The organism is Priestia megaterium (assembly GCF_046599315.1).
In the GTDB taxonomy this organism is placed as follows: Bacteria; Bacillota; Bacilli; order Bacillales; family Bacillaceae_H; genus Priestia; species Priestia megaterium_F.
In genome coordinates, this window is the sequence record NZ_JBKIKC010000001.1 from 1 (window position 1) to 23,363 (window position 23,363).

The following is a 23,363-nucleotide window of genomic DNA, read 5'->3' on the forward strand; positions in this document are numbered from 1 at the left end:
ACACTTGCTTTTTATCTCCATAATTGTAAGACAACCTGACCGAATAAATTCACTGACAAGTGCCATTATGAAACAAGGAATATAAAAAGTAAACTATCTTGCTTGAACGACTTCTACGCTTTTTTAATGTAGATTCTAGAGGGGCGTTAGTTCTCACTTGTCCCACTTTTAGTTGTCTGATATACAGACAACTAAAAAAACATACAACCACTCACTATAGCGCTTTCAAATGCGTTTCAGCGAAATCTACGGCTTTAGGCATTGAAAAGAAGAATGTACGTGCTGAACCGATTTTTTCAGCTTTTATTCCTTCTGCTTGAATAAACGCCTCACCTATCTCTTCAAACAACTCTTCTCGAAACTCTAATTCTTCATAAGTCTTCCATACTCGCTTTCCTGAATCTATAACTGGAGATCCTTTTCGAATAACGTTTCGATATGGAATACGATATTCTGCTAGATGAAAAGAAGTATTATTCCCAAACCCGACACCTAATAATAAAACAAAGGCATGTTTTTTGTAAAGCCTTTCAAGAGGAGAATTTTCGCCTAAACTAAATTCGAGGGGATGATCTCTTAAGATGTCTTCGCTGTCTTTTCCCCAAGCGGCGAATGAATACATTGGATGGCTGCTTCTTCTTACGCCAGGGTATGTTCGAAAAGTTTCCACGATTTGTCCCATACCGCTTGTTGGTGTATGAGCTGAATCATATGCGGGCATTGTTTCCCGAATAGTTTCCCACCACTCTCTTGGCACAGCCGGATTGCCCCATTCCGATGGATCCGAAAGATCGACCGACTGTGACGGCATAACGATGGTTCCTTCCTCCGTCACTGTCTCCATTAAAGCTTGAACAACTGCTACTGAACCTCCGTTTACCCACCCTAATGAAGATAGCGAAGAATGCACTATAATGGTCATTCCTTGTGTTATGCCTAACCTGCGTAAATCTTCTTTTAATGTGTCTTTCGTTCTAGGATGATTTGTTGCTTGGACAATGTGCTTCATTGTAAGCTCCTTACTTATAGTGCTGCTAGAATTTACTGCCGAACTCTAGTAATATATGTAAAACTTATGTTTCCATAATAGTAAGAATAACACTAATTGTCAAATTATTTAAAGTAATAGAAAAACTTAGTTTTATTCATATCAGTTATCATACAAACACTTTGTCAATCCGGTATTTTACGCTATTTTTAACTATCTTACTATAATAGAAAATAGTCAGCAAAACTTTTTTAGATAGCAGATATAAGTATATCTCTACAAATAAAACGCATACTAGTGAAGGTAAACATGGTAAATTATCACTTTTTTTAGGAGGATTTACGTATAATGAGTAATGTGAAGCTGCCACCTCTCACGTCCTCAGAACTTGCAAACTTATGGATGACTTATCAAGAAAAAACGATGATTATAAGATTTTTAGAATATTTCCTCGAGGATAAACAAGATTACATAGAACTTTTTGAGCTGTATTATAGCCGATCTTTAAAAAGCGTAGAGCAGATTAAAGAAATATTTGAGAACGAAGGTGCTGTTATCCCAATTGGTTTTACGAAAGATGACGTGAATACAGGAGTTCCTAAACTATATGACGACATGTTCGAAGTCATGTATATACGCTTAATGTCTCAAATTGAAACGGGACTGTTTGCTTTGCATTCCACTATGTCTTACCGAGAAGATGTCCGAAATTTCTTCTTAGAGGCAACAGCAGAAGCACAGGATATATACAGTCAATCCACACAAATATTGTTAGAAACGGGCGTCATCGCAAAACCGCCATACGTTTCTATGCCCAAAGAAGTCCATTTTGTCCATACGCAAAATTATATAGGCGGATTGAGCTGGTTTAGCGAAAAAAGATCGCTTAATACCATTGAAGTGTCCCTTATTCAGCATGCTATTGATACAAATCTTGTAGGAATGCAGCTGATGATTGGTTTTGCTCAAGTGGCCAACAACAAAGAGGCACAGCAGCATTTTGTCAGCGGTATGAAGCTTTCGAAAAAAATTGAAACAGAACTAGGTGATATTTTACGCCATAGCTACATAGAACCCCCGGCTACTCATGCCGGAAAAGCGACGAATTCAACCGTTCCTCCTTTTTCAGATAAGCTGATGATGTACAATACAAGTCTTTTGAGTACGTTCGGTCTGGGAAGCAATGCTTTAGGAGGAGCCTTCAGCTTAAGAAGTGATTTGCCATTAAAGATGCTGCAGCTTGCAAAAGACATTTACAGTTTAGCGAAAGAAGGCGGGAAAATCATGATCAAAAACGGCTGGCTTGAAGAACCTCCTCAAATTGAAGATCGCAATCAGTTAACCAAAAAATAGGTTCTTTCATACGGGAAGGCTAGCTGCTATACGTGCAGCTAGCCCTATTTATTTTTTTAGTATATTGTTTTTGATACTATCATGTAAAAATTGTTTACGTTATTTAGAAGCTCTTCCTCTTTTCTTCTCAGTCACTTAGCTCATAATTCTACTTATTTGTAACAAAAAAATAAAATAAAAGGGATTTCCTCTGAGCTGCCGAAATCTTTCTATATAAAATGGAAAGGAGAAAAGTATGTTTCCTATTCTTCTTACACCTCGCACTACACTGCGTGAAATAACAGAAGCTGATGCAGATTATATTTTTGACCTTTTCTCTCAAGAAGAAGTTATCAGATATTACGGACAGGAAAAATTGACAATTATCCAAGAAGCTTTGATGCTGATTGATATTTTTGCTGAAAATTACAGAAACAAAAAAGGCATGCGCTGGGGAATTGAACGGCTCGATACGGGTGAATTAATCGGGACAGTCGGATTTAATCTGTGGAACAAAAAGCATAAGCGCGCTGAAATTGGCTATGAGCTACACCCTCAGCACTGGAGGCACGGTTATGCATCGGAAGCTGCTTCTGCTGTTATGGCTTACGGATTTAATAACCTTCAGTTAATCCGAATAGGAGCTGTTGTATTTCTTGAAAACCAAGCATCGCAGCATGTACTTGAAAAGCTTGGATTTCAAAAAGAAGGAGTGCTAAAAAACTATATGTATCAAAACGGAAAAGCGCACGATACGTTTGTTTATAGCTCCCTGTCTCCTACATAGGAACAAAAAGGATTCTTTTTATTAAAAAGAATCCTTTTTGTTTTATTTGAATGCCGCATACCCATCATCAGCCATGACGACGCTACCATTTACAGCTCCTGCTTCTTCTAAGGAAAGTAAATAAACCATATCTGCAATTTGTTTTGGTGTAGTGAGCTCTCTGCTCATCGTTTTAGCTTTCATTCCTTCAATCATACCGTTATCTTTATAGCCTTGAATAATTGGCGTATCAACAAAGCCTGGCGCAACCGCGACAACGCGAATACCGTATTTAGCTAAATCTAGCGCAGCTGATTTCGTCATCATCACAACGGCTCCTTTCGTTGCGTGATAGGCGTAGGTGCCGGGTGAGGCTAAGAAGCTAAAAATAGATGCCGTATTGATAATAACTCCTTTAATACCTAACTCTCTCATTTTCCTGCCCGCTGCCATAATTCCATATGTAACGCCGTGCTGGTTCACATTAATAATACGATGATATTCTTCTAAGTCTTGATCTAAAATAGAAGTAGGGCGTCCAATACCTGCATTATTAAACATGATATCAATTCGTCCGAAGTGATTTACAGTTTCCTCAATCAGTGCTTCCACTTCTTCGAATTTTGTGACGTCCGTTTTCACAAACAAAGCGCTGCCTCCACCTTCTTCAATTTTTTGAAGCGTCTCTTTTCCTTTCCTTTCATCATAATCAGCAATGACTACCGTGTCTCCTTTTTGTGAAAATTTTAAGGCTGTCTCTTTGCCAATGCCACTTGCTCCCCCTGTAATAACCGCTACTCGTTTTTGCTGCATGTTTCTCCCTCCTTGGTAAAAATTAGTTTCTTTTACATTATAGCATTCTTTTTTCTACTAGCCGTTTCTATTAATTCCTTCGTTGCTATGTAAATGGTTAATTTAAGCGTAGTTAAATGCCTTTTTTTATAAAAATCAGCGTGTGTACAAGCAGTCTCTACTTTGTTGCATTTACATTTACTATAGTGTAGGGAGGTGATGACTATGCATGAACACACAGGCAATGTATTTATTCCCCGTCCTCCAGATGTGGTGACAATTCTTTGGGAGCGAAACCCTTTGGATAGACAAGCTCCTCGTACCATTGTAGAAGCAACAGTAATTGAGAGCGAAAACCCTTGCGAACGCTTATTAGCTCAAGGTCAGCGTTACCGCACAGCAGCACATTGTTTACTTGATAACAGCTTTGAACAAATTACCGCTGAAAGATTAGAGGTATTTGGAGTAGCTGTATTTGTTAGAGAATATTAAAATAGAAAAAGGGACCTTTCTGTAAGTTTAGAAAAGTCCCTCCATACGTATTATGCGTGGAAATTCGTGCCGTCTGTTACAGCTTCGATTACTCCAGCGCGGATGACAAAGTCACCAAAGTGCTCGCCTTCTTCTCTTTCTTTTGCGTAGCGAGGAAGTAAGACGCGCAGTTCATTTAAAATTTCTTCTTCACTGATATTTTCACGGTACATTTTACTTAAGCGGCTGCCATCAAATGCTGCTCCAAGATACATATTGTATTTGCCCGGTGCTTTACCAATAAAAGCAATTTCACCTAAAGCAGGACGTGCACAGCCGTTAGGACAGCCCGTCATACGAATGGTAATTTCTTTATCGCGAAGACCGTTTTCATCTACAATTGCTTCAATTTTCTCAAGAAGAACTGGGAGATAACGCTCGGCTTCTGCCATAGCAAGCCCACAAGTTGGAAGCGATACGCAAGCTAATGAGCTGCGGCGAAGAGCCGAATAATGCTTGCCATCAGTTAATCCATATTGTTCAATCAAGTCACTGATTTGCTTTTTCTTTTGATCCGATACATTCGCGATAATTAAGTTTTGGTTGGCTGTTAAACGGAAATCACCGCTATGAACCTTTGCAATTTCACGAAGGCCGGTCATAAGCTTATAGTCTTCAAAGTCAGCAATACGTCCACCTTGAACAAAAAGGGTAAAGTGCCATTTTCCTTTCACACCTTTTTCCCAGCCATAGCGGTCTCCGTTATGATCAAAGTGATAAGATTTTGCTTCGTCTAAGCTCCAGCCCAGACGATTTTCAAGCTCTTCTTTTACGGTTTCTAATCCAAGACGATCGACTGTGTATTTAAAACGCGCATTTTTACGCACAGAGCGATTTCCATAGTCACGTTGAATCGTAATGATTTTTTCCGCTACTTCGAGAATTTGATCAGGTCGACAGAAACCAATCACTTTTGCAAGCTGAGGGTAAGTTGCTTTATCTCCGTGCGTCATACCCATACCGCCGCCGATTGCTACGTTAAATCCAACAAGCTTTTCGTCTTCTAAAATTGCAATGAAGCCAAGGTCTTGTGAATATACATCAATATCGTTAGACGGTGGAACAGCTACGCCAATTTTGAACTTTCTTGGTAAATATAGCGGGCCATACATTGGTTCCACTTCTTCTTCCACTTCCGGCGTGCTAATCACTTTTTCTTCATCTAGCCAAAGTTCGTGGTACGCTCTTGTACGAGGCAGTAAGTAATCACTTAATTTTTTTGACCATTCAAATACTTCGGCATGTACTTCTGATTGATACGGATTCGGATTACACATTACGTTACGGTTTACATCTCCGCAGGCTGCAATTGTGTCTAATAAAGAAGCATGAATTTCTTGAATCGTTTTCTTCATGTTCCACTTTAAAATTCCGTGCATTTGGAATGCTTGACGAGTTGTCAGCTTTAGCGTTCCATTTCCGTATTTTTGTGCTAAATCATCCATTACTAGCCACTGTTCTGGTGTTGAAACACCGCCTGGCGTACGAACGCGAAGCATGAATTGGTAAGCCGGCTCTAGCTTTTGTTTTTGACGTTCATTACGAAGATCTCGGTCATCTTGTAAGTAGCTTCCGTGGAACTTCATCAAACGGTTGTCGTCTTCCGAAATACCTGAGCTGATGCGGTCTATCATTGTTTCTCCTAATGTACCGCGCAAATAATTACTTTCATCTTTTATGCGCTCAACGTCACTTGGAGGACCTTCGGGCGCTTTTAAAGTTTTATTTACCATGTTGAAAATCTCCTTTCAATCCTCAGTATACATCACGCTGATAGCGTTTTTGTTTCTTCATGTCAGCAAGGTAAGCTTCCGCCTCTTCACGACTCATCTTGCCTTCTGTTTCAATAATTTCAACTAGCGTGTTGTGCACGTCGCGTGCCATATTTGTTTTATCTCCGCACACATAAAAAGATGCGCCTTCTTCTAACCACTGGAACAATTCTTTGCTATGTTCGAGCATACGGTTTTGTACGTATACTTTTTCTTCTGTATCGCGTGAAAACGCCACGTCCATTTTCGTCAGCACGCCGTCTTTTAACCACTTTTGCCATTCTGTTTGGTAAAGGAAGTCTGTTACGAAGTGCTGATCTCCAAAGAACATCCATGACTTTCCTTTTGCTCCTGTTTCTTCACGCTCTTGCATAAATGAGCGGAACGGAGCTACACCTGTACCAGGTCCCACCATAATAATCGGCGTTTCTTGATTTTGAGGAAGCTTAAAGTTTTTATTGCTTTGAAGGTATACAGGAATCGTATCGCCCGGCTGCAGACGTTCTGAACATAAAATTGAACAAACGCCTTTTCGCTCGCGACCGTGTGCTTCATAGCGTACAGCTCCAATTGTTAGATGAACTTCATCAGGATTTGCTGATAAGCTGCTTGCAATCGAGTAAAGGCGCGCTGGCATTTTGCGTAAAATGGCTACAAACTCTTGTGCCGATACGTTCCATGGGCCAAAGTCACGAACTAAGTCGATTACATCACGGCCTTGCGTGTATGCTTTTAATTCCTCTCGATTTTCCACAAGCGCTTTTAATTTATCGTTTCCAGTAAGCTCAGCTGCTTGCTTTAAAAGCGGTTTTGTTAACACCGTAATTTCAAAATTAGAGATTAGAGCTTCTCTCAGAGGACGCGTTTCTCCTTCTTTATTAATGGTTACACTTTCACTTGCATCCCATTTGAATTCGTTTAGAAGAAGATCAACAAGCTCCGGGTCATTTTCAGGGTAAATACCTAAACTGTCTCCTGGTTCAAACGTCAAACCTGAACCTTCTAGAGATAATTCTAGGTGTCGCGTTTCTTTATTTGATCCGCGCCCGTTTAAGTTTAAATTCTCAAGTACTTCAGCTTTAAAAGGATTTGTTCTTGAATACGGTGAAGTTCCTGCAGGTGCTTCCGCTGGCACTGCTGCTGAGGCGCTGGTTCCTTTTGCCTCGCTTAACCCGTCAATAACACCTTTTAGCCATTTATTTGCTGGCTCTTCAAAATCTAAATCACAGTCAACGCGCGGATACAGTCTTTCACCGCCAAGTTCTGCTAAGCGCACATCAAATTCTTTTCCTGTTTGACAGAAAAATTCGTATGAGCTGTCTCCAAGCGACAAGACGGAAAAACGGAAATTCTCAAGTTTTGGCGCTCGACGGCCGTGAAGAAATTCATGGAAAGATAACGCATTATCCGGCGGCTCTCCTTCTCCATGCGTACTTACAACAATCAATAAATTTTCAAGTTTCTTTAAATTATTTGGTTTGAAATCATTCATAGAAGATACAGTTACATTAAAACCTTTTGCTTCAAGCGTTTTGCCTGTATTTTCAGCAAGTCCCTGAGCATTTCCTGTTTGTGATCCGTAAAGAATCGTTATGTCTTTTGAAACCTTCTGCTCCGCTTGAGCAGGCGCTGCTGTAGAAACGTCTGGCGTTCCTTCGGCAGAAGTAGATTGAGCTGCTGATAAATAACCACTCAACCACATTTTTTGAGCTTCTGTTAATGTCGGCAGAAGGCGATTAAGCAAATCTGCTTGTTCTTGATTAAAAGGGCTGTTTACTACCTTAAGTTGCAACACTGTCCACCTCACAAAAATATATAATTTAAATATGTATGCTTTTACGAATCATCTTCAACAACATTTAACACCTGTGTCTAATTAATCAATGATGTTTCCCTTCATACATTATTATTCCTATAGATTATATCAAATTTAATTATATAAATCATTAGAAAATTCTCATCAAATTCGTCTACCTGCATTTTATCGAAGAAGAATAAATTAGTAAAATACATATAATTGATGACTAGCATTAAGATGATTAATAATTGATGCTTTAGTTACGTTTTTTATGAACCACGTTTCCTTTCACATTTGTTCGTTCTACATCCTTCACGTGAATATGAATATTTTGTAATTTTTAGAGAAGTTTTGTAGAAACGGTTTTCTTTCTCATCAGAATGTTACATAATAAATGTAACATTAATCTTTTTAAAAAACACCACACAAAAAAGACAGTATATTCTGAAATTTAGGACAATTTATAGATGGGCTAGCAACCTTTTATTCAATCTATTCATAAACGGTGAAGGATAAAGAGGGAAGCTTGCAGTACATACGATTCCCTTTTGCTCATCTCACATGAAAGGACTGGCTTTTAAATTAGGTAATCTTTTTTAAGGAGGCTTCTTGAATGTTTTTACGAGAATTATCGAAAAGTGGGACGATAACTGTTTCTTACTATAAAGATGGAACGGTACAAACGTGCAAAGGCCGTGTACACGACTTAAATCTCCATCACCAAATTCTATCCGTAAAAGACGAAAATGAAGCTGTTATTTCCCTTTTGCTTTCTGAGATTAAATCCATTCATTAGTATGTAAAATTAAGGAGGAATTCCCATGTGGAAAGATAATAAGCAAGCGCTTACAGATTTTGTGTCGGAAGATCGTTTTGAACTGAACTTATATTTAACGTATTTGCTTGATCAAATTTCGTATGACACGTCTAAACAATCTCCTTTTCTTCATAAGCCTAATGAAACAACTAGTTAATTATAGAAAAAAAGCGCACAAATTTGTGCGCTTTTTTAATGTGATGGCTTTACTTCAGCAATGCCTTCTTCTGGTTTTTCTTCGGCTTTTTTATTTGAAAGCTTGATCTGTCTTAAGAACAATGTACATACGGCTCCTAAAATAATAAAAGCTAAGCCCATAAAGAATACGCTGTGCAATGCGCTCATTAACGAAGTCTTCAAAATTGGTACAATGCTGTCTGAAAGTGCAGCTGGAATACTCTTTAGCGCTTCAGGGCTAAACAGCATCTGCAGCACACTTTCAGGATTCGTATCAATGGCTTTTTTAAACCCTTCCGCAAAAGCACTTGCTTGAGCAGGCAATGTGTTTAAATAAGGAACAAGTTTATCAGTAAGAAGCGTTCCTGATTTTGCATTCATTACCGCTCCTAAAATGGTAATACCGAACGTTCCTCCAATTGAACGGAAAAATTGACTTGATGATGTGACCACACCGAGCTCTTCTTTTGAAAAACTTTCTTGAAGAGCAAGTGTTAAAATTGGCATCACAAGACCCATTCCTAAACCGATTATGGCCATATAAGAAGTGGCAACAAGCTTGCTAGTATGAAGGTCTAATGTAGTTAATAGAAAGAACCCTCCTGCCATAATGAGCATACCAGTAACAATTTGAGGCTTGATTCCAACTTTATAAACAAGCTGTCCTCCAATAATACTCGTTACAATCATTGAAATCATCATAGGTGTCATAATGGTACCTGATTCTGAGGCGCTTACTCCAACGATTCCTTGCATAAAGAACGGAACAAATGTAATGGCTCCGAACATGCCAATGCTCATAAAAAAGCCAATTATATTTAAGAGCGTAAACGTTCGGTTCTTAAATAAATACATCGGAAGAATCGGCTCTTGGGCTTTCGTTTCCACAATGATAAAGCTTATGATCCCAACAAAAGCAAGTGCAAATAAACTAATGATCTGCCAAGAGTTCCAGTCATAGTCTTTTCCTCCAAAGCTCAAGGCAAGAAGCAAGCTTACTACGCCGATAACCATTGTGAACATACCGGCTACATCGAATTTCACAGGTCCCGTGTGTTTCTTTCCTTGAAGTCCAAGAGCAATAAAAACGGTAGCGAGTATCCCTACCGGCAAGTTGATGTAAAACACCCATTTCCAGTTCAGTGAATCAACAATCCATCCACCAATTTGCGGACCGATGACGGAAGCAAGACCGTAAATTCCTCCGAACACTCCTTGAAACTTAGCTCGTGCTTTTCCCGTAAATAAATCACCGATTACAATCATTGCCATCGGCATCATAACGCCGCCGCCAATCCCTTGTAATGCACGGAATAAAATAAGCTCTGTCATGTTATTTGCCATCCCACATAGAGCAGAAGCGACCATAAAAATGATAAGCCCTGTAACATAAATCACTCTGCGTCCTACTAAATCAGCGAGCTTTCCTGCAATCGGAACAACCGTTGTCGACGTTAACAAATAGGCTGTTGTCAGCCAAGTCATCATGCTTAATCCACCAAGGTCTCCTACGATTCTTGGCATAGCTGTTCCGACAATGGTTCCATCAAGTGCAGAAAAGAACATCGCAATAATTAATCCAATTAATAAGAGCGTGCGCTTTGAATTTTTTTGATTTTCCACCGTGTGTCTCTCCTCTTTTTGTTACTACTGCTTATCTGTATAAGAAGCAGCTGATGTTGCAAGCTTTTTCGTAATAGAAGCCAGCATGGAAAGCTCTTCTTCTGTTAAATGCAAAAGATAGCGGTCCATAATGGCTTTTCGACCATTCAGCACATCTTCAAGCTTGCGATGCCCAAACTCCGTTAAGGTAATATCAACGACTCGTCTGTCCTCTTTATTGTGTTCCCTTACAACAAAATTGTGTTGTTCAAGACGATCCACTAAAAGAGTCACGGCGCTCGGTTTTACATCCATCAGCTCTGCAATTTGAGAAACCTTACTGCTCCCTACCTTCTTTAAATAAGAAAGAACAAATAATTGCGTAGGAGTCATTTCATGCTCATTTAGGCTTTCCACCATTTCTGGATGCATCTTTTCAAATAGCACTTGAAGCGATGAACGAATATCTCCAAGATACTGATTGCTTTTTGTCACATCTATTCCTCCAGGCTTGCTTATTTATTTCATGTTATAAATAGTTAATGCTAATTAAATATAAATGCATATAAACTAAAAGTCAATTATTTCTTTTTTAGTATTGACCCTTACGCTGCGTTATATTTTATAGTAGATTTCAGAAGGGAGATGAAAAAATGAATAGAAAAGTGAAAGAAGTTGCTGACTTAGTAGGCATTAGCGTCCGCACGCTGCATCACTATGATGAAATCGGGCTATTAAAACCTGATGCCGTCAATGAATCCGGCTACCGGCTTTATTCACCGGCTAATCTCGATATGCTTCAGCAAATATTATTTTTTAAAGAACTTGGCTTCCCTTTAAAACAAATTCATGAGATTATAACAGACTCGACATTTAATCGGACGGAAGCATTAATTTTGCAAAAAAACATGCTGATTGAAAAACGCAGTCGGCTCGATCAAATGATTTTAACCATTAATAAAACGATTCAATATGAAAAAGGAGCGATTGAAATGAACGAAAAAGAGCGGTTTAACGGGCTGGATTTTTCTCATAACCCATACGAAGAAGAAGCACGGAAGCGCTGGGGAAATCAGCGAGTAGATGAAGCGAATGAAAAAGTACAAAGCTTCTCACCAGAAGAACAGCAGCACATATCAAACAAATGGGAAAGTATTTATACTCACTTAGCTTCTCTTCGTCATCTGTCACCATCATCTATAGAAGCTCAACAAGCAATTGGGCAATGGTATCAATTTTTAAATGAGAACTTTGGAGCGTATTCGTTAGAAGCCTTTCGAGGTCTTGGAGAAATGTATGTGCAAGATGAGCGGTTTACAAATAACATTGATCGCTATGGAAAGGGATTAGCAAAGTTTATGAGGGATGCGATGAGTGCATTTGCGGATGCTAAAAAACAATAAACAAAAGAGATCTAGGTATAACTAAATCAATTCAATCTAAAGACGAACAAATTGGAGACATAAGCTGGACTGCTTGTTACACCGCAGTTGATTTCCGTGCATGACTTCGCTTTCCGCGGGCGGCCGATGAGCCTCCTCGTCGCTTACGCTCCTGCGGGGTCTCACCTCTTCCTCTTTTCCCGCAGGAGTCTTCGTCTTGCCCTCCAATCAACAGCTAGAAGCCACTGAATATATGAAACCTGCATTCACCATAAGCATAAAAAATCCGAACGAATTTGATTCTCCATCAAGAATCTCAATCCATCGTTCGGACCTTCCTTTAACTAAACTACTTTTGTCCCAGCTTCTTTTTATAAGTGAAGCCCCATAAGCATTGTATTATAGTACACGCCATTTATATAGGTGTCTTTCTCTTTTAATCCTTCCGTTTGAAAACCTAGCTGCTTGTATAAAGAAATAGCTCTTTGATTGTCTTCTCGCGTCACAAGTTCGATTTTTTTTGTTTGTTTATTGGTATGTGCCCATTCAATCAGCTCTACCATTAGCAGTCTTCCTAACCCTAGCCCGCTATAGGCGTTCTCTACCACGATGCCAAGGGTACCCACATGCTTGTTGCGCGGGTTTTGGGAGGAGGTAATGGAAGCAATGCTAATGATTTCTTCGTCTTTTTCAGTCACTATTATAAGAGAATTTTGCTCTTGTTTTACAGAAGCTAAAAATAGCTCATACTCTGAAAGAGGTCTAACAAACTCGCCTTTTCCAAATGAAAGAAAATCGCTTTCTCCTCCTACCCGGTTGTAAAAAGCAATCATTTTCTCTGCGTCTTTTGGTTCTGCTTCTCGAATGATGACGCATATGTCGTTCTTTAATCTACGTAAACTCATATACTTATCTTCCCTTTGGTTACTCTTGTTTGCCTAGTCTAGTGCTGTTTTTCTCTCCACTGATCTAACCACATGCGATTTCCTAAAGCCGTAAAGTCATTTTCGTCGGCGTAGCGTTCAATAACGGAAAGCGCGTTGTCCTCAAGCATTGGTGAATAGCTCATAATTTCTAGAATATGATGTGCAGCCCATAGGTCAATTCGATAAGTAGGGTTCGTCAGCAGTGTTGCAAATTCAAACAGCATGCCTGGATAATATAAATGAATGAGCTGCGCAATTTTTTTCATATCTTCTGCAGCTCGGTTGCCTTTTTTTACAGACTTTTTGTCTCGATAATCGATTTCATAATGAATTTTTGCGCTTTTTTGATAAAGATCAACTAGCGTTTCATACGTACGATGCTTCCGCATTTCTCATCTTCCTTTGCTTCTAGATTTCCTCATTTGAAGATGCTATAGCTCATTTTTAGGTTTCATATATTCAAATAAGTGCAGCAAAAATATAATACTTCCGCCAATGCACATCACAAAACTTAACGTAGTAGGATACTGAATAAAGAAACTGACAACACCAAAAATCAGCATAAGAAGCGCTCCTATCATCATAAACAGATGATAGACCGGTGTATTTTCTTCATTATTCATACATAACTCCTTTTCACTATTTTTTAAGTTATTAAAAAGATATGACACTTCTTTTGGACTATGATCTTTTATTTTGCTGCCGCTTTATTTCTTTAGCTTAGCACGAAGTAACGTGAGAAGGCCTCCTCCAAACATGACGCCACCCACAATTTGATAAAGATGTATGTAGCTTTTCACCGTTTCAAGATACATATCTGTGTCTGCATTCCCTTTACTCTCTAGCCATTTTTGGCCCATGGCCTGCCCTGTTGCAACGCTTTTTAATAAAACGACCAGGCCTCCCAGCATGACAACGGCGGCGATAATAAGCTGCACCTTTTCTTTGTCATCTAGCATTTTTTTGAGCTCGTCTGCCATATATATCTCTCCCCTCCTTACCTTGTTATGTATCTATTTTGTTTGTAATCATGCTGTTTTTTTCTCTATTATAACTCTCAACTTGGTCATTATAACATGGTTTTGCACTGCCTTTGGTCTTACTTTTCATAATTTAAGCCTTTTTGGGTGATACTATTTTTGAAAAAAAGGCGTCTTCAAAATCCCTTCATCTTTTTTGAAGGGTTACTAATTGAGGTTGATACATGCTTATATTTTTAGGGATTTTTTTACTTGGTGCAGCTGTTTGTTTAGTAGAAATACCTTATTTTCAAAAAAGTGAACAACAAAAAAGAAAAGCAAATTTTTTGGAGTTTGTTCATAGCTAGTATTTGGATTGTTAGTTTAAAATACAGCGGTATGAGGATCCCTAACCCTGGAGACGGCATCGCTTTTTTATTAAGGCCTTTTAGTGATTTATTGTTCAGTCTGCTGAAATAAAAGGAAGTGAACAACGTGCACAATCAGATGAATTTATCCGCAGCACAATTTCGAATACTTGTGATTTTTTATAGTTTAGGCGGCACTATTTTAGTGGTGCCTGGAAGCTTGACAGCTGATTCTAAACAAGAGGCATGGATGCACATCAAACTTCCTAGCCTTTATCCTAATAAAACCCTCATAGAACTAAACGAAGCCCTTTTAGGCAAGTGGCTAGGAAAGCTTGTATCTCTTTTATTTGTCGCTTCTACTCTTCTTTTTTGCAGTCAAGTTTTGTTTTTTTATGCAGGTTCGTTTCTAACAACTCGCATTATTCAAACGCCTATGCTTGCTGTTCATCTTTTGTTTATGGGAATTGTGATTGTAGGTGTTCGTCTTGGCATTGAAACGATTGCCCGCTGTGCTGAAATTCTCTTTCCTTGGTTTGTTACTCCGTTCCTAATCTTAGTTTTTTTAATTTTTCCTCAAATTCATTATGAGAATTTACAGCCTTTGTTAGAGGTAGGAGCTAAGCCTATTATCAGATCTACTTTGGTCTTTAAGAGTATTACTTCTCTCACTTTTATTGTATTGCTGACCGTTTTCCCTGCTCACGTAGCGGAACCTGATCAACGAAACTGCGCTTTTTTTACAGGCAGCTTAATCGGCGGAGGCATTATGATTATCATCGTATTGCTTGGCATTCTTGTACTTGGCAATACGTATACACGTATTGCTTTATATCCAAGCTATGAGCTTGCAAGGCGCATTGAAGTAGCTGATTTTCTGAAAAACATCGAAGTAATTATGGCCATAATGTGGTTTTTATCTCTTTATTTCAAAACGTCTCTTTACTATTATGCGACCGTTTCCGGACTCGCTCAAATTCTTGAATTAAAACCTACCGAATTTTAACTCTTCCACTAGGCATTATTGCCGTTACATTTTCATTTATCGTGTATCCAAGTATTCCATATGAACAAACGTGGGACAGAGATACGTGGATTCCGTACAGTCTGTTATTTGGACTAGTTTATCCTCTTGGATTATTAATTGTTGGGAAAATTCGCGTAAAGTATTCTGCGCCTTTATCCAAATAAAAAAGAGATTCAGACATAGCTAAATTCCCGCAGGAGTCTTCGCCTTGTTCTCCAATCAACAGCTAGAAGCGACTAAACAGACGAAATCTAAGTTCACCATGACAACAAAAAAATCGAAGTATTAAGCCATAATTTCGATTAATCAACTAAAATACTTTTGTCCCAGCTTCTTTTAAAAGAACACGGTTATGCTCACTAATCCATTCCACAGCATATGTAAAATAATAGATGGAAAAATAGATTTTGTTCGATAATAAATAAGGGCAAAAACAAGTCCCATGACAGTAGCTGTAATTGGAAACCCAATATGTAAAATACCGAATACGATAGCGGAAACGAAAATGCCTACAAGCACGTGATGGCGTTTGGTTAAAAAACCACATAAAATCCCCCGGTAAAGAAGTTCTTCTTTAATAGGCGTGATGATTGCTACACTTATAAAAAATATCCAGCTTGAAATCAGCGTTTCATCATAACTACCTTGATTTAAATCTTTCTGCTGCTGATCTGCGCTTTCTACATTTAAAAATGAAAGCATCACGTACTGCACCGCAGCTACAATTAAAAAGCCTACCACAATATATACATACGTTTTTCCTTCTTTTAATACCGAGACATTCCACATAGGCTTTAAAAATCTGCGCACAGGTCTGTATAGTACCGCAACACCTAGAAAAAACGCCGCGTCTACCAGAAGAGCATATGGTCCTTCTAATAAAATTCCTGTTATATTTGAACCCCTAACTTCATCGTAAATAGCTACTCCAATTCCGGCTATGATCTGCAGTCCAAAGCCCAATACGATAAATAGAAGCAACGTGAAATAAGTAAACTCTTTTTTCTTTTTAAGCTTTAAAACCGGTTCTGAATTTGTTGATAACGTACTCAAAATAGCAACCTCCAAAAATGATTCTTTCTCTCTACTGCTCTCAAAATTCTACCATAAACTTTGCTTAATCATGTTATTTTTTAGGAAAAAAGTTATATTTTTTCACACTTTATACACAAAGGTAGTGTTTTGAAAAATAAATGCGCTAGCCAAATTAGTTGTCAACTTCCTTATATTTGATTACGCTTGAAGAAATCTTACTGAAAGCGAAGTGAAAAAATGGCAAACATTTTAATGATTAACTTTCCCGCTGAAGGTCACGTAAACCCAACACTTGGAATGGTAAAAGCTTTTTCAGACCGAGGTGATACCGTTCATTACATTACGGCGGATCGTTTTAAAGAGCGTCTTGAAAACGTCGGAGCTATCGTACACACTCACCAGGACTTATTAAGCAGTGTATCCATCGAGCCTGAAACCCCTCAAGGAATCAACGCTTTTTTAAACATCCACATCCAAACGTCTTTAGATACGCTTGAGCTTGTTCATACACTATCAAAAAAAATTCACTTTGACTTTGTATTCTACGACAAGTTTGGAGCAGGCGAATTAGTGCGTGATTATTTGCGGATTCCCGGCATTGTATCATCTGCTTCTTTTTTAATGCCAAAAGAACGCTTAACCATGATACCTCTGCATCCTGATTCAGATGTTCCATTTAAGCCTGATGAACAAGCTCAGTACGGGCTCAGCTTGCTAAAAAATCAGTTTGGAGTAGAACCTAAAAATCTGCTTCAGTTTATGAACAATGAAGGTGAATTAACAGTTGTATATACAAGTCGCTTTTTCCAGCCGCTTCATGAACGTTTTGATGACTCATGTTTATTTATTGGTCCAAGCTTTCCAAAGCGTCACATCTCTCATGACTTTCCGGTAGAAAAGCTAAAAGACGAAAAAGTTCTTTATATTTCAATGGGAACAGTACTCCATGATGTAGAAGGCTTTTTCAACCTTTGCATCGACGCATTTAATGACTTTGATGGAAAAGTTGTGATCGCCGCAGGCGATCGAGCTGATTTTAAAAAGATAAAAAAAGCCCCAGAGCATTTTATCATCTCGTCCTATGTTCCCCAGCTTGACGTGTTAAAAGAAGCTGATGTTTTTATCACGCACGGAGGCATGAACAGCGTAAATGAGGCTATTCATTTTAACGTACCATTAGTCGTTTTACCTCAGGGCAAAGATCAGCCGCTCGTTGCTCAAAGGCTTGTGGAACTAAACGCCGGGTATCGCTTAGCAAAAGAAACGATAAATGCCTCTCTTCTACGAAATGCGGTTGACGAAGTCGTCCGTGACGACCGCTACAAAACAGGAATAAAAGAAATCAACGCAAGTTTCCAACAGGCATCCGGTCCGGCTGCAGCAGCCGAAAAAATTGTAAATCACGTAGTAAAGCAACATTCATAAAGAAAAGGTGCACAGATGTGCACCTTTTTTCATTAAAACAGCCATGTACAAACTGTATATACGCCAATGATTAGCAAACTGACGACTGTAAGGAAAATCAACGCACATCCAGCTACAATAAGCTTATCGCCCCTCATTTCTTCTTCCGGCGGTTCAATCAACTTTTCTATTACCGTACGCTGAGTTTGTGAGAGCATTTCCTGAATACGTAAACCGTGAATTTGCTCTTTGTCTCCTTTGAATTTTAATGCTCTTGCAATTATATCTGGATTATCGCCGCACCGCTTTTCGAAGAGCCGACAAGCGTGAGTCATTTCCACTGTTTTTTCTTTTTCTAAATACCAGTAGCGCCCTGCCATTTGAAGGTCTTGAAGGTGAAAATAAATATCTCCAAGCTCTTTTCGCAAAGACAGCTCATTTGGATACGTAACAAGCAAACCGTGCAAGCGGTCTCTCACTTTTCCTAAATTCCCTTGTTCAATGTCTCGCTGAATATTTTGCCTTGTTTTTTTTGAAACTACATCCTTCATGAGCCTCTCCTTTTTTATCTTTTATACTTATCTTAATAAGCATGCAATGAACGAGAATTGGTTTTCGAAAGAGCCCGGTCATGAACAATGACCTTTTACTCATTTAAAAGAGAAAAAGCTGAAGAATAGAAGCGTTTCTTAAACTTTACATACGATATGCACTGCTTTTGTATCATCTATTCAAAGGTAAGAGATTTATATATTTCCGTAAGCGTGTTAACAAAGCTATTCAAAAAAACTTATGAATACAAATCCATATGACTAAAATAATCGAAAATATGATTTAAATCTGTAATCTTGATGCTATGAGTGCTGTAAGCAACGATTATTTCAGCCAGCATAAGAACAAATAAAATGGCCAATAACACCTTAACAAGCGGAAACTGTCGGAACTGAGGAGAAAAAAGCAGCTTACTGACTGTATACAAAAACAGCAGGATAAAGTAGATCATCATGGCATTTGTTGCCTGAAGAGGCACATTCCAAACAAATATGTACACGCTGAACGTCAAAATTAAAATAAACGACATTTCTTTCCCGCTAAAAAAATCACTCATTGCGTAACACCTTTTCTTGTTCATGAATGAATAAGAAATTATAAACTCACGAAACATTAACATTATTTTTATAACAGTATACACGATTTTCCTGTTGATTTCTATATACCGATGTACATATAGAGTTGCTTTTAGGGGATTCGCGTCATGTTTTTACGTGCAATGGGTTATAGTAACAGTGAAAGCTCATAAAGGAGGTTTGGATAATGGAAAACACAAATGAATTTGTTCAAAAGCTGAACGACAATCAAGAAAAGCAGCGTAAAAATAAGCAGGGTCAAGCTACTGGGCATCCTGAGAAAAAGCTTCCGAACAAACAGCATTAATGCTGTAAAAGTTGGCTGTAAAGACAGCCGACTTTTTTTGTGGGCATTTTTCGAAAGTCGAAATGTTTGAAGATAAAACAAATCCCCTGTTACAATAAATTGAACCTGCTGCAGAAACGTTCGCAGCTAGACTTTCCCCTTAAGGAGCTGAATATACAATGAGTAAATTTGAAAAATTATTCCAACCAACAAACATTGAAGCATTTGATTTACACACTCGTACAGCAATGGCACCGATGACAAGATGCTTTGCTGATCCAGAGACAGGCGTAGTCGGTCAGGACGTTGTAGACTACTACCGCCGCCGCGCAAAGGATGGTATTGGCTTAATTATTAGTGAAGGAATTGTTATCAGCGAACGCGCAAAAGGAAATCCCGGCGTTCCGGGTATTTATACGCAGAAACAAATTGATTCATGGAAGCCGGTAACGGAAGCTGTTCATGAAGAAGGCGGCACGATTATTGCTCAAATTTGGCACGTCGGCCGCTTAAGTCATTCTGGGTTAATCAACGGGCATAAGCCTCAGGCCCCTTCCGCTATTGCAGCACAGGGTCAAGTTCCTCGTTTCCGCAAGCCTTACGAAGAGCCTGAAGAAATGTCAAAAGAAGATATTAAAGAAGTTGTAGGACAGTACGCTCAGGCAGCTAAAAATGCTGTTGAAGCAGGCTTTGACGGCGTTGAAATTCACGGGGCTCACGGATATTTAATTGATCAGTTTAATTCGGACTGCTCTAATAAACGCACTGATGAATACGGAGGCGACCTTGCACAGCGATTAACGTTTATGAAAGAAGTGATTTCTTCCGTTATTGACGCTATTGGAAAAGAACGCGTTGTCATTCGCTTCTCTCCTCATAAGCTTGATAAACCAGACTACCGCTGGGATGATACTGAAAAAGCCATTCAAACGTATACAGAAGCATTTAAAGAAACAGGAATCGAGATCATTCACCCGTCTATGCTTGATTTTTATGAAGATGTCCAAAACGGTCAAAATCTTTATGAAATTACGCGTAAGTATTGGGACGGACCGATTATCGGTGTAGGTGACTTAACACCTGAATCAGCTGAAAAAGCGCTGCAAGCCGGCTGGATTGACGTAGCTGCTATTGGCCGTCCGCTTATTTCAAATCCTGATTATTTACACCGCATCAAAAACGGCGATTCTCTTGTCGAATACGATGCTAAAAAACATTTACCAGAGCTTATCTAAAAAAAGCGCTCCCTCCGGAGCGCTTTTTTTATTCATTTACGTATGGCTTAACTTCTTGTTTCCAAACAGCATAGCCTTGGCCTTTTAAATGAAGACCATCAACCGTGAAATTACTTTTTAACTGATTGTTTTTAGATACTTTAGAATACAGGTCAATGTAAGAATCATTATGTTTCTTAGCCAGACGCTCCAAATAGTTATTTAATGCAATCACATCTTTATTGTCCACTGCGTCGCCGCATTTTTTATTGTTCACGGGCAGTACGCTTTGAATATAGACTTTTGTATCCGGTGATTCCTTATGAATACGCTCAAGAATTTCAGCGTAATTTGCTTTCGTTTGTTTTACAGATTTTTGCTCATTTAAATCGTTAATGCCAATCATTAAGAAAATTTTTTTTGGCTTAGCATCGGTAATACTCTTTAGTCGATGCAATACTCCTTCTGTTGTGTCATCAGCTACGCCTCGGTTGATAATCTGCTTGTTACGAAAAAGTTCGCTCCATTCAGATCGCTGCGTGATGCTATCACCAAGAAATACGATGGACTCTTTAGGAATACTTAGTTGCTTGAACAAAGTTGTCCGTTCAATATAATAAGGATTATCTCGGTAGCTTTGCTTTGCCGAATGCTTAGAAGACAGCGGATTTTTCATCGCGCTGCTGCTTGTTGCATAAAAAGCAAAAACACCTATGCATAGGATATTTAAAATAATAGAACTGATAAAAACAACTTTCTTTGCTGAACTCACGAAAACGACACTCCTGTACTTTATATGTTTTTTAGATAATTCTACGATAATACAGTAAAGCTTCCTTTTAACACTCTTTCCCTCCATACAAGATATTTAATCATTTTTTGTAAATAATGATTTTTACATAAAAAAGAAGCGGCGCTCGAAAGCGCCGCTTCTTTTTCTATAATATAAGGGGTTAAAACGTACTTTTATTATAACATATAGTCAGTGGTCATATTTTCCTCTATTAGAAAATAGTTCTTATGTCGTTTCTTTTTCCAGCTGTTTTTCTCTTTTTACTTGTTTTGCGAAGAAGAGTTCGTATACGACTGGAATGATAATTAAGGTAAGAAGTGTAGATGACGTAAGCCCTCCGATTACCGTGATAGCTAAGCCTTTTGAAATCAGCGTCCCGCTTGATGTAGTAAGCGCCAGCGGAATTAACGCAGCAATGATAGCAAACGCCGTCATTAAAATTGGACGCAAGCACGTTTTCCCAGCTTCAATAAGGGCTTCACGAATCGTCATGCCTTTTTGCTCACGATTTTGGGTAATTCGATCTACAAGCACAATCGCATTTGTTGTAACAATCCCAATCAGCATTAAGAATCCAATCATAACGCTGACAGAAAGCGGTTCTTTTGCAAATACAAGACCAACTAACGAACCGATTGGAACAAAGATGAGTGATGATAAAATGATAAATGGTATACGCGCTTTTCCAAATGTAATGAGCATCGTTAAATACACAAGACCGATTGCTGTTAAAATAGCTAGACCAAGAGATTGGAAGACTTCGACCGTCTCATCGCTTCCGCCTCCTCCGTCTAAGATTACATCTTTTAGCAAGTCTAAATTTTTCACTCCATCTACAACACCTTTGGTCACAGCTTGAATATCATCGCTTTTAATGTCTGCTTCTACCCGAGCAAATACTTTGCCGTCGAGCTTTTGAATGGACGTGAACGTATCAATTGTACGAACGTCAGAAATATCTTTTACTAACACAGGCCCTCGCTCTGTAAACACTTGAAGATCTTTAATTTCTTTTATTGAGGCAAGTTCTTTATCGTATGAAAGCTGAACGGCTCGTTTTGTATTATCTAACTTTAAGTCCCCAACGGATACCGGTTTGGTTTGATCAGAGATCGTACCAAGCAGCTGAAATCCAGATACCCCGTACGCTGCGGCTTTATCAGGATCTACTTCTACTACAAGCTGCTTTTGCTTATCTGAGAAGTTATTTGTTACATATTTAAGACGCCTGTCTTTGTATAAGTGATTTTCCACTTGCTTGGCTGCCTTTTGTAAATCATCTAAATTAGAAGAATATAAATCAACCGTCACGTTATTATTTGTAGGAGGGCCTCCTGTTGATGCTTCTTGCACATTAACCGTTGCTTTTGGTGATTCTTCTTTAGTGATGCTTTCCATTTTCTTTTGCACTTTATCAATAAACGTATCGACATTCACGCCTTCTTTTACGTTTAAGAAATAGCCAACTTGGTTCGGGCGTTTTACACCTGTTGAGAAATCGCGTGAGCCAACTTCCGTGGTTACATCCGAAATTTCGTTTTGGTCCGCAAACATCTTTTCAATTTTTAAGGATACGTCGTTCGTTTTTTCCAAGGACGTAGATGCCGGTAATTGGACGTTGACCTGAAGCATTTTTTATTTTTTCCTCTTCAATCAATTTAGCAACAAGTCCGTGATAATCCTCAAAAAATTGATGAAGACGAGCCATCATTTCGGACATTTGGTGAGGAGCTTGCCAAAAAGAGTCCGGATATTTTTTAGTTTCATAAAAAAAGAGCAGGTGATGCTTTGCAACAGAATACAGCTTTTCATGAAACGTTTGGCATTCATCCGTTCTTCGTTTTGCATAATACAAAAATTCATCAAATGAACGATTATTTACAGCGATATAAAGTGCCTCTTTAGACGAAAAGTACAAGTAAAGCGTTCCTTTAGATACACCCGCTAGTTTAGCAATATCAATCATTTTTGCTTCATAATAGCCTTTGGATCCGAACACTTCAAAAGCAGCGTCTAAAATTTTCTCTCGCTGCTGTTTTCGGTTTGTCATGGTAAAAAATCCTCTCATACGTTTTCAATGTTATACATATAAAATAATTAAAACAACTTGTCAACAAGTAGTATGCTCTTTTATCCATTGCATCACAAGAGTATGTCAGTTCTTTGAACAGAATGCTTATATAGAGCAAATTAAAGCGTTTTCGACTTTTTTGTGACAGATACAAATGATGCTTGTATAAGGAGAGCTCACTATGGTACATTTTTGT

General features: G+C 38.7%; 25 protein-coding genes and 2 pseudogenes. 10 read left to right on the top strand and 17 right to left on the bottom strand.

The features are described from left to right. Window positions 1-214: 214 nt before the first annotated feature. Window positions 215-1,009 carry an aminoglycoside N(3)-acetyltransferase gene (locus ACLHDF_RS00005; protein WP_413917027.1) on the bottom strand — a complete coding sequence of 265 codons (795 nt, stop codon included), beginning with the start codon at window positions 1,007-1,009 and terminating at the stop codon, window positions 215-217. Window positions 1,010-1,336: 327 nt separating this feature from the next. Between ACLHDF_RS00005 and ACLHDF_RS00010 the strand changes: the two genes are divergently transcribed. Both ACLHDF_RS00010 and ACLHDF_RS00015 read left to right on the top strand, forming a co-directional pair. Further along, window positions 1,337-2,341, top strand: a complete 1,005-nt coding sequence (locus tag ACLHDF_RS00010) for a DUF3231 family protein (RefSeq protein ID WP_413917028.1) — start codon at window positions 1,337-1,339, stop codon at window positions 2,339-2,341. Between the two features lie 235 nt (window positions 2,342-2,576). Then, window positions 2,577-3,107 (top strand): GNAT family N-acetyltransferase, encoded by a 531-nt coding sequence (locus ACLHDF_RS00015; protein ID WP_413917029.1) that lies wholly within the window; start codon window positions 2,577-2,579, stop codon window positions 3,105-3,107. 42 nt (window positions 3,108-3,149) lie between these two features. On the opposite strand, the gene ACLHDF_RS00020 is transcribed toward ACLHDF_RS00015, so the two are convergent. Next, window positions 3,150-3,899 carry an SDR family NAD(P)-dependent oxidoreductase gene (locus tag ACLHDF_RS00020; protein ID WP_413917030.1) on the bottom strand — a complete coding sequence of 250 codons (750 nt, stop codon included), beginning with the start codon at window positions 3,897-3,899 and terminating at the stop codon, window positions 3,150-3,152. Window positions 3,900-4,103: 204 nt separating this feature from the next. Between ACLHDF_RS00020 and ACLHDF_RS00025 the strand changes: the two genes are divergently transcribed. Next, on the top strand, window positions 4,104-4,370 hold the full coding sequence (locus ACLHDF_RS00025) for a hypothetical protein (RefSeq protein WP_413917031.1): 267 nt from the start codon (window positions 4,104-4,106) through the stop codon (window positions 4,368-4,370). Window positions 4,371-4,420: 50 nt separating this feature from the next. Here ACLHDF_RS00025 and cysI read toward each other — a convergent pair whose 3' ends face one another. Both cysI and ACLHDF_RS00035 read right to left on the bottom strand, forming a co-directional pair. Beyond that, window positions 4,421-6,142 carry an assimilatory sulfite reductase (NADPH) hemoprotein subunit gene (gene cysI, locus ACLHDF_RS00030; protein ID WP_413917032.1) on the bottom strand — a complete coding sequence of 574 codons (1,722 nt, stop codon included), beginning with the start codon at window positions 6,140-6,142 and terminating at the stop codon, window positions 4,421-4,423. A gap of 22 nt (window positions 6,143-6,164) precedes the next feature. Further along, on the bottom strand, window positions 6,165-7,973 hold the full coding sequence (locus ACLHDF_RS00035) for an assimilatory sulfite reductase (NADPH) flavoprotein subunit (RefSeq protein WP_413917033.1): 1,809 nt from the start codon (window positions 7,971-7,973) through the stop codon (window positions 6,165-6,167). 619 nt (window positions 7,974-8,592) lie between these two features. Between ACLHDF_RS00035 and ACLHDF_RS00040 the strand changes: the two genes are divergently transcribed. Continuing rightward, window positions 8,593-8,775 (top strand): YolD-like family protein, encoded by a 183-nt coding sequence (locus ACLHDF_RS00040; protein WP_413917034.1) that lies wholly within the window; start codon window positions 8,593-8,595, stop codon window positions 8,773-8,775. A 25-nt stretch (window positions 8,776-8,800) separates the two neighbouring features. Continuing rightward, complete coding sequence (locus ACLHDF_RS00045; protein WP_413917035.1) at window positions 8,801-8,953, top strand: hypothetical protein; 153 nt, start codon at window positions 8,801-8,803, stop codon at window positions 8,951-8,953. A gap of 35 nt (window positions 8,954-8,988) precedes the next feature. On the opposite strand, the gene ACLHDF_RS00050 is transcribed toward ACLHDF_RS00045, so the two are convergent. Both ACLHDF_RS00050 and ACLHDF_RS00055 read right to left on the bottom strand, forming a co-directional pair. Next, window positions 8,989-10,596, bottom strand: a complete 1,608-nt coding sequence (locus tag ACLHDF_RS00050) for an MDR family MFS transporter (RefSeq protein ID WP_413917036.1) — start codon at window positions 10,594-10,596, stop codon at window positions 8,989-8,991. A gap of 24 nt (window positions 10,597-10,620) precedes the next feature. Further along, the gene (locus tag ACLHDF_RS00055; RefSeq protein ID WP_413917037.1) at window positions 10,621-11,070 is read right to left on the bottom strand and encodes a MarR family winged helix-turn-helix transcriptional regulator; all 450 of its coding nucleotides are present in this window, start codon (window positions 11,068-11,070) and stop codon (window positions 10,621-10,623) included. A gap of 158 nt (window positions 11,071-11,228) precedes the next feature. Between ACLHDF_RS00055 and ACLHDF_RS00060 the strand changes: the two genes are divergently transcribed. Next, window positions 11,229-11,978: a MerR family transcriptional regulator gene (locus ACLHDF_RS00060; RefSeq protein ID WP_413917038.1), complete on the top strand. Its 750-nt coding sequence runs from the start codon at window positions 11,229-11,231 to the stop codon at window positions 11,976-11,978. A gap of 76 nt (window positions 11,979-12,054) precedes the next feature. Here the strand turns inward: ACLHDF_RS00060 and ACLHDF_RS00065 are convergent, their stop codons facing one another. The 5 genes from ACLHDF_RS00065 to ACLHDF_RS00085 form a co-directional block, all read right to left on the bottom strand. Next, entirely contained in the window at window positions 12,055-12,189 is a 135-nt protein-coding gene (locus ACLHDF_RS00065; protein ID WP_413917039.1) for a hypothetical protein, read from the bottom strand. A gap of 139 nt (window positions 12,190-12,328) precedes the next feature. Further along, the gene (locus tag ACLHDF_RS00070; protein ID WP_413917040.1) at window positions 12,329-12,862 is read right to left on the bottom strand and encodes an N-acetyltransferase family protein; all 534 of its coding nucleotides are present in this window, start codon (window positions 12,860-12,862) and stop codon (window positions 12,329-12,331) included. 38 nt (window positions 12,863-12,900) lie between these two features. After that, complete coding sequence (locus ACLHDF_RS00075) at window positions 12,901-13,272, bottom strand: hypothetical protein (protein WP_413917041.1); 372 nt, start codon at window positions 13,270-13,272, stop codon at window positions 12,901-12,903. Window positions 13,273-13,314: 42 nt separating this feature from the next. Beyond that, on the bottom strand, window positions 13,315-13,506 hold the full coding sequence (locus tag ACLHDF_RS00080; RefSeq protein WP_413917042.1) for a hypothetical protein: 192 nt from the start codon (window positions 13,504-13,506) through the stop codon (window positions 13,315-13,317). Between the two features lie 84 nt (window positions 13,507-13,590). Beyond that, window positions 13,591-13,863, bottom strand: a complete 273-nt coding sequence (locus ACLHDF_RS00085) for a hypothetical protein (RefSeq protein WP_413917043.1) — start codon at window positions 13,861-13,863, stop codon at window positions 13,591-13,593. Between the two features lie 474 nt (window positions 13,864-14,337). On the opposite strand from ACLHDF_RS00085, the gene ACLHDF_RS00090 reads away from it, so the two are divergent. Further along, window positions 14,338-15,216 carry a GerAB/ArcD/ProY family transporter gene (locus ACLHDF_RS00090; RefSeq protein ID WP_413917044.1) on the top strand — a complete coding sequence of 293 codons (879 nt, stop codon included), beginning with the start codon at window positions 14,338-14,340 and terminating at the stop codon, window positions 15,214-15,216. A 357-nt stretch (window positions 15,217-15,573) separates the two neighbouring features. Here the strand turns inward: ACLHDF_RS00090 and ACLHDF_RS00095 are convergent, their stop codons facing one another. After that, window positions 15,574-16,290 (bottom strand): lysostaphin resistance A-like protein, encoded by a 717-nt coding sequence (locus tag ACLHDF_RS00095; RefSeq protein WP_413917045.1) that lies wholly within the window; start codon window positions 16,288-16,290, stop codon window positions 15,574-15,576. Between the two features lie 219 nt (window positions 16,291-16,509). On the opposite strand from ACLHDF_RS00095, the gene ACLHDF_RS00100 reads away from it, so the two are divergent. Continuing rightward, a complete protein-coding gene (locus ACLHDF_RS00100) occupies window positions 16,510-17,697 on the top strand; it encodes a macrolide family glycosyltransferase (RefSeq protein ID WP_413917046.1) in 1,188 nt (395 codons plus the stop codon). A 32-nt stretch (window positions 17,698-17,729) separates the two neighbouring features. Here the strand turns inward: ACLHDF_RS00100 and ACLHDF_RS00105 are convergent, their stop codons facing one another. Together ACLHDF_RS00105 and ACLHDF_RS00110 are read right to left on the bottom strand one after the other, a co-directional pair. Next, window positions 17,730-18,227: a DUF6584 family protein gene (locus ACLHDF_RS00105; RefSeq protein WP_413917047.1), complete on the bottom strand. Its 498-nt coding sequence runs from the start codon at window positions 18,225-18,227 to the stop codon at window positions 17,730-17,732. 239 nt (window positions 18,228-18,466) lie between these two features. Further along, on the bottom strand, window positions 18,467-18,784 hold the full coding sequence (locus tag ACLHDF_RS00110; RefSeq protein WP_013057808.1) for a hypothetical protein: 318 nt from the start codon (window positions 18,782-18,784) through the stop codon (window positions 18,467-18,469). A 206-nt stretch (window positions 18,785-18,990) separates the two neighbouring features. Between ACLHDF_RS00110 and ACLHDF_RS00115 the strand changes: the two genes are divergently transcribed. Beyond that, the gene (locus ACLHDF_RS00115; RefSeq protein ID WP_013057809.1) at window positions 18,991-19,110 is read left to right on the top strand and encodes a DUF4023 domain-containing protein; all 120 of its coding nucleotides are present in this window, start codon (window positions 18,991-18,993) and stop codon (window positions 19,108-19,110) included. Between the two features lie 173 nt (window positions 19,111-19,283). Continuing rightward, window positions 19,284-20,324: pseudogene (locus ACLHDF_RS00120) on the top strand (alkene reductase); the annotation flags it as partial. A 28-nt stretch (window positions 20,325-20,352) separates the two neighbouring features. On the opposite strand, the gene ACLHDF_RS00125 reads toward ACLHDF_RS00120, so the two are convergent. From ACLHDF_RS00125 to ACLHDF_RS00135, 3 genes and pseudogenes are all read right to left on the bottom strand, one after another. Next, window positions 20,353-21,075: a GDSL-type esterase/lipase family protein gene (locus tag ACLHDF_RS00125; protein ID WP_413917048.1), complete on the bottom strand. Its 723-nt coding sequence runs from the start codon at window positions 21,073-21,075 to the stop codon at window positions 20,353-20,355. Between the two features lie 246 nt (window positions 21,076-21,321). Then, window positions 21,322-22,731, bottom strand: a pseudogene (locus ACLHDF_RS00130) (efflux RND transporter permease subunit); the annotation flags it as partial. Then, window positions 22,655-23,146 (bottom strand): TetR/AcrR family transcriptional regulator, encoded by a 492-nt coding sequence (locus tag ACLHDF_RS00135; RefSeq protein ID WP_413917049.1) that lies wholly within the window; start codon window positions 23,144-23,146, stop codon window positions 22,655-22,657. The gene ACLHDF_RS00135 and the pseudogene ACLHDF_RS00130, both read right to left, overlap by 77 nt. Window positions 23,147-23,363: the final 217 nt, after the last annotated feature.

What these genes read in the sequence shown, in the direction of transcription:
- ACLHDF_RS00005 (WP_413917027.1), bottom strand. Translation starts at nt 1,009, where the DNA reads ATGAAGCACATTGTCCAAGCAACAAATCATCCTAGAACGAAAGACACA.
- ACLHDF_RS00010 (WP_413917028.1), top strand. Translation starts at nt 1,337, where the DNA reads ATGAGTAATGTGAAGCTGCCACCTCTCACGTCCTCAGAACTTGCAAAC.
- ACLHDF_RS00015 (WP_413917029.1), top strand. Translation starts at nt 2,577, where the DNA reads ATGTTTCCTATTCTTCTTACACCTCGCACTACACTGCGTGAAATAACA.
- ACLHDF_RS00020 (WP_413917030.1), bottom strand. Translation starts at nt 3,899, where the DNA reads ATGCAGCAAAAACGAGTAGCGGTTATTACAGGGGGAGCAAGTGGCATT.
- ACLHDF_RS00025 (WP_413917031.1), top strand. Translation starts at nt 4,104, where the DNA reads ATGCATGAACACACAGGCAATGTATTTATTCCCCGTCCTCCAGATGTG.
- cysI (WP_413917032.1), bottom strand. Translation starts at nt 6,142, where the DNA reads ATGGTAAATAAAACTTTAAAAGCGCCCGAAGGTCCTCCAAGTGACGTT.
- ACLHDF_RS00040 (WP_413917034.1), top strand. Translation starts at nt 8,593, where the DNA reads ATGTTTTTACGAGAATTATCGAAAAGTGGGACGATAACTGTTTCTTAC.
- ACLHDF_RS00045 (WP_413917035.1), top strand. Translation starts at nt 8,801, where the DNA reads ATGTGGAAAGATAATAAGCAAGCGCTTACAGATTTTGTGTCGGAAGAT.
- ACLHDF_RS00060 (WP_413917038.1), top strand. Translation starts at nt 11,229, where the DNA reads ATGAATAGAAAAGTGAAAGAAGTTGCTGACTTAGTAGGCATTAGCGTC.
- ACLHDF_RS00070 (WP_413917040.1), bottom strand. Translation starts at nt 12,862, where the DNA reads ATGAGTTTACGTAGATTAAAGAACGACATATGCGTCATCATTCGAGAA.
- ACLHDF_RS00075 (WP_413917041.1), bottom strand. Translation starts at nt 13,272, where the DNA reads ATGCGGAAGCATCGTACGTATGAAACGCTAGTTGATCTTTATCAAAAA.
- ACLHDF_RS00080 (WP_413917042.1), bottom strand. Translation starts at nt 13,506, where the DNA reads ATGAATAATGAAGAAAATACACCGGTCTATCATCTGTTTATGATGATA.
- ACLHDF_RS00085 (WP_413917043.1), bottom strand. Translation starts at nt 13,863, where the DNA reads ATGGCAGACGAGCTCAAAAAAATGCTAGATGACAAAGAAAAGGTGCAG.
- ACLHDF_RS00100 (WP_413917046.1), top strand. Translation starts at nt 16,510, where the DNA reads ATGGCAAACATTTTAATGATTAACTTTCCCGCTGAAGGTCACGTAAAC.
- ACLHDF_RS00105 (WP_413917047.1), bottom strand. Translation starts at nt 18,227, where the DNA reads ATGAAGGATGTAGTTTCAAAAAAAACAAGGCAAAATATTCAGCGAGAC.
- ACLHDF_RS00110 (WP_013057808.1), bottom strand. Translation starts at nt 18,784, where the DNA reads ATGAGTGATTTTTTTAGCGGGAAAGAAATGTCGTTTATTTTAATTTTG.
- ACLHDF_RS00115 (WP_013057809.1), top strand. Translation starts at nt 18,991, where the DNA reads ATGGAAAACACAAATGAATTTGTTCAAAAGCTGAACGACAATCAAGAA.
- ACLHDF_RS00135 (WP_413917049.1), bottom strand. Translation starts at nt 23,146, where the DNA reads ATGACAAACCGAAAACAGCAGCGAGAGAAAATTTTAGACGCTGCTTTT.